4 protein-coding genes are annotated in these 4,628 nt (G+C 69.4%); 1 reads left to right on the top strand and 3 read right to left on the bottom strand.

Annotated elements, in window-relative coordinates; genetic code table 11:
• Positions 1-165 precede the first annotated feature (165 nt).
• The 3 genes from AC27VN_RS33510 to AC27VN_RS33500 all read right to left on the bottom strand — a co-directional run bounded on the left by AC27VN_RS33510 (position 166) and on the right by AC27VN_RS33500 (position 3,741).
• Entirely contained in the window at positions 166-666 is a 501-nt protein-coding gene (locus AC27VN_RS33510; protein ID WP_093351215.1) for a YiaA/YiaB family inner membrane protein, read from the bottom strand.
• A 184-nt stretch (positions 667-850) separates the two neighbouring features.
• Complete coding sequence (locus AC27VN_RS33505) at positions 851-2,812, bottom strand: MFS transporter (RefSeq protein WP_490879354.1); 1,962 nt, start codon at positions 2,810-2,812, stop codon at positions 851-853.
• Between the two features lie 71 nt (positions 2,813-2,883).
• The gene (locus tag AC27VN_RS33500) at positions 2,884-3,741 is read right to left on the bottom strand and encodes a hypothetical protein (RefSeq protein WP_490879353.1); all 858 of its coding nucleotides are present in this window, start codon (positions 3,739-3,741) and stop codon (positions 2,884-2,886) included.
• A gap of 157 nt (positions 3,742-3,898) precedes the next feature.
• On the opposite strand from AC27VN_RS33500, the gene AC27VN_RS33495 reads away from it, so the two are divergent.
• Positions 3,899-4,628, top strand: a 730-nt coding sequence (locus AC27VN_RS33495) for a helix-turn-helix domain-containing protein (RefSeq protein WP_490879352.1), incomplete at its 3' end; no start/stop codon positions are given.

Raw genomic sequence — 4,628 nt, 5'->3', positions numbered from 1 at the left:
GCCACGGGCAGCATCGACAGCGCGATGGAGGCATCGCTCTGGGCGCGGGCCACGGGCGCCGCGAGCGCGGCGAAGGCGGTGCAGGCGGCCACGAGGACGGTGGCCAGGGACTTGCGGGCGAAAGCGGTGTTCATGATCGGGCTCCTTGCGTGGGGGTGCGGGCGGTCACTCGGCGGCGGCCGGGGTCTGGGCGGCTTCGACGCGGGCGGCGTGGCGGCCTTGCAGGCGGGCTTCGGCGAGGTCGGCCTCGTGGCGGTCGCGCAGGGTCTTGGCCAGCGTGAAGGCCGAACTGATCAGGAACAGCCAGCTCACGCCGAGGAAGGCCTTGTAGGTGTCGTTGACCTCCATGCGCAGCAGGCCCCAGCCGGTCAGCAGCATCGCGACGAAGAAGCTGCCCCAGACGACCAGCTTCCACATCGGCAGGTCGCGGCCGGCGGCATGCTGGTTGTCGCGCACGAACTTCGACAGCACGAAGGCGGTGCTCAGGCAGAACACATAGCCCATCACCATGAAGGCCCGGTCCAGTGCCTCGCCCGGCAGCCAGCTCAGGCCGGTCGCGCAGAGGAAGACGGCGATCCCGAAGGACGCCCAGACCTGGAACTGCCAGGCCCGCGTGTCGCGCTGGACCGGGGCGTTGGTGATGGTGTTGGCTATATGAGTTTGCATGAGTGCCTCGCGGCGTAGTGAAGGTGGGCGGATGATGGTCCGCCCCCGCGCCCCGGGACTCGAATGATTCGACCGGTTCAGCGTTTCGGCTCCGGCGGTATCTCCAACGGATACTTTTCGGGGGATCCCGCCCCCAAAGAAAAAGCCGCCCGAAGGCGGCCCGGTCCGTGCGTTGCGCCCGGCCTCAGGGATTGAGCAGCCCGCCCACGCGCTGCTGCAGCAGCTCGGGCCGCACCTCGGCCGGCGCCACCGGTGCGCCGACGTTGAGGCCCACGCGGCTGAAGAAGCCGCGGCGGAAGGGCTTGACCATCGCCACCGGCTCGCCGCCGCGCAGCTCGATGCGGCTGAAGAACGAGCCCCAGAGGTTGGTCAGCGCCATCGGGATCACGGGCGGCTCGAGGCCCTCGGCGCGCGCGCTGTCCACGATCTTCATCACGCCGCCCTTGAAGGGCTGCAGCGCGCCGTCGCGCGTGATCGCGCCCTCGGGGAAGATCGCCAGCAGGTCGCCCTCGCGCAGCACGCCGAGCGCCTTGGCGAAGGCCGCCTCGTAGGCCGCTGGGTCCTCCTTCTGCGGCGCGATCGGGATCGCCTTGGCGAGCTTGAACAGCCAGCCGAGCACCGGCACCTTGAAGATGCGGTGGTCCATGATGAAGCGGATCGGCCGCGGGCTCGCGGCCATCAGCAGCACCGCGTCGATGAAGCTCACGTGGTTGCACACCAGCACGGCCGGGCCCTCGACGGGGATGTGCTCGTCGCCCTTGATGTCGAAGCGGTAGACGAAGCGCGACAGCACCCAGGCCACGAAGCGCAGCAGGTACTCGGGCACCAGCATGAAGATGTAGAAGGCCACCACCGCGTTGGCGATGCCGGTGAACAGGAAGATCTGCGGAATGGTGAAGCCCGCGCCCAGCAACGCGCCGGCGATGACCGAGCTGCCGATCATGAAGAGGGCGTTGAGGATGTTGTTGGCCGCGATGATGCGCGCGCGGTGCGTGGGCTGGCTGCGCAGCTGGATCAGCGCGTACATCGGCACGCTGTAGAGGCCCGCGAACAGCGACAGCAGCGCCAGGTCGGCCATCACGCGCCAGTGCGCGCTCTGGCGCAGGAAGGCGCCGAGCCCCATCTCAGGCACCGCGGGCAGGCCGCGCGCGGCGAAGTACAGGTCGATCGCGAACACGCTCATGCCGATGGCGCCCAGCGGCACCAGCCCGATCTCGACCTGGCGCCGGCTCAGCGTCTCGCACAGCAGCGAGCCGACGCCGATGCCGATCGAGAACACCACCAGCAGCAGCGAGGCGACCTGCTCGTTGCCGTGCAGCACCTCCTTGGCGAAGCTCGGGAACTGGCTCAGGAACACGGCGCCGAAGAACCACATCCACGAGATGCCGAGCAGCGAGCGGAATACCACGATGTTCTCGTGCGCGAGCCGGAGGTTGCGCCAGGTCTCGCTGACCGGGTTCCAGTTGACGACCAGGCCCGGGTCGGTGGCCGGCGCCGGCGGGATCGCCTGCGCCACGGCGCGTCCGATCAGGGCCACCGCCACGCAGGCGATCGCCACGCTCAGGTGGCCGATCTGCGGCACCGCCACCAGCAGGCCGCCGGCCACCTGGCCCAGCAGGATCGCGACGAAGGTGCCCATCTCGACCATGCCGTTGCCGCCCGTGAGCTCGCGCGCGTCGAGCACCTGCGGCAGGTAGGCGAACTTGACCGGGCCGAACAGGGTGGAGTGCAGGCCCATGAGGAATACGCAGCCCAGCAGGACGACCGCATCGGCACGCACGAAGCCCCAGGCCGCGATCAGCATGATCGCGATCTCGAGGTTCTTGACGAAGCGGATCATCTTCGTCTTGTCGAACTTGTCGGTGAGCTGGCCCGCGGTGGCCGAGAACAGCAGGAAGGGCAGGATGAACAGCGCGCCGATCACCAGCCCCGCCATCGAGGGCTGCATCCAGCTCAGCTGCAGCTGGTAGGTCACCATCACGGTGAAGGCGAACTTGAACAGGTTGTCGTTCGCCGCGCCCGCGAACTGGGTCCAGAAGAAGGGCGCGAAGCGCCGCTGGCCGAGCAGCGCGAACTGGTTGGCGTGCGCGTTCGCTTCGTGCGAGTCGGCGGGGGACGAGGGCGCGGCAGCGGCGGGCGTTGTCATTCGGAAGCTTCTCCTCTTGGCGGCTCCGCGCGGCCCCCGGCGGGGAACGCTCGCGGGGCCGGGGGCTGTCGTCAGGCCGTCAGGGCGGCCGCGCCGGGATTGTGCCGCAGGGCCGCGGCGCGCCAGCCGCGGTCGAGCCGCTGGAGCGCGGTGAGCACCGGCAGCGCGGCCAGGGCGGCGCACAGGTGCTTGAGCGTGTGGCCCGAGATCACGCCCTGCGTGGCCTCGTAGATCGGCTGGTCGGCCAGCTCGAAGGCCTTGGCCAGCACGTAGGCCGCGATCACCCAGCCCAGGCGCAGGCCGACGGCACCGGAGATCGGCCGCGACAGCGCCAGCGTGAGCACCAGCGCCATGCCGCCGAACTGCACCAGCGCCCAGGGCAGCACGTTGCCGGTCTCCTGCGCGATCTCGGCCGACAGCAGGCCGGTGGTGAGCACGAACCAGGCGGCCGGCCAGCCGGCGCGCTGGCTCACGCGCTCGCAGACCGCCATCCCGATCAGGCCGGCGAAGGCGACCGCCATGCCGGCACGGTCGGCGGCCAGCCGCGGCGCGTCGGGCGCCAGGTGATAGAAGGCCGAGCCGGCGGCGGTGGCGATCAGGCCGGCGAAGAACAGCCAGGCGCAGTCGAGCGTGTTGTCGGGCGGATCGCTGGCCGGCGGCGCGAGCGGGAAGCCGGACAGCGCCTCGTGGTGCGCGCGGTCGATGCGGTTGAGCCAGTACAGGCCCCAGCAGCCCATGAGCAGGAAGGGCAGGTTGCTCAGCACGTCCATGGCGTTGGGCAGGCCGTGCCAGGAACGGGTGTCGGCGAACACCAGGGCGATCGCGACCTCGGCGGCCGGCAGCACCGGGCCGACGATGCCGATCAGGAGCAGCAGGCCCAGGAAGAAGGCCAGGCCACGTTCGCGGCGTGTCAGGGAGTGGAGGAGCATGTCTGTTCTCGAAGTTGGGTGATGGCGGGATGGCCGATCGGTTGGCGGGCGGAATTTAGTTGCCAGCCTCTCCCCAGGCATCGAGAATCGATACGAGGCACTATTTCACACCCATCGGTATCTCCAACCGATACCCAACCGGAACCCTGCCACCTTCATGAGCACCACCGTCGATCTCGTCCAAGCCCTCAAGAACGAACTCAAGAGCGCCCGCATGACCTACGCCGACCTGGCGCGTTCGCTCGACATGGCCGAGTCCAGCGTCAAGCGGATGCTGGCCAAGAGCGACATGCCGCTGTCGCGCGTGGACGCCATCTGCCGCGCGCTGAAGATCGATTTCGCCGAGCTGGCGCGGCGCGTGGCCGACGCCCAGCCGCTGCTCAAGGAGCTGACGCACGAGCAGGAGAAGGCCGTGGTCAAGGACAAGAAGCTGCTGCTGGTGGCGATCAGCGTGCTGAGCCAGTGGACGCTGGAGCAGATCGTGACGGCCTACCGGATCAGCGAGGCCGAGTGCATCGGCTTCCTGGCCCAGCTCGACCGGATCGGGATCATCGAGCTGCGGCCGCTGAACCGGTACCGCCTGAAGCTCGCCAAGACCTTCCGCTGGCGCCCGCACGGGCCGGTGATGGAGTTCTTCCGCGAGAACGTGGTGCTCGACTACTACCGCGGCGGCTTCGACGGCCCGGCCGAGGGCCTGCTGCTGGTGCACGGCTCGATCAGCCGTTCGCTGGCGCCGGCCTTCCTCGAGCGGCTGCAGCGCGTGGCGCAGGACTTCGCGCAGCAGCACCAGACCGACCAGAAGCTGTCGCCCAAGGACCGCGAGGGTTACACGCTGCTGCTGGGGATGCGCAACTGGGAGTTCGAGCTGTTCACGCGGCTGCGGCGGG

This window comes from Variovorax sp. 20P10.2.4 (assembly GCF_058244205.1).
Note: the sequence above shows the minus strand (reverse complement) of the source record. Positions and strands in the feature narration are given on the sequence as shown.

What these genes read in the sequence shown, in the direction of transcription:
- AC27VN_RS33510 (WP_093351215.1), bottom strand. Translation starts at nt 666, where the DNA reads ATGCAAACTCATATAGCCAACACCATCACCAACGCCCCGGTCCAGCGC.
- AC27VN_RS33505 (WP_490879354.1), bottom strand. Translation starts at nt 2,812, where the DNA reads ATGACAACGCCCGCCGCTGCCGCGCCCTCGTCCCCCGCCGACTCGCAC.
- AC27VN_RS33500 (WP_490879353.1), bottom strand. Translation starts at nt 3,741, where the DNA reads ATGCTCCTCCACTCCCTGACACGCCGCGAACGTGGCCTGGCCTTCTTC.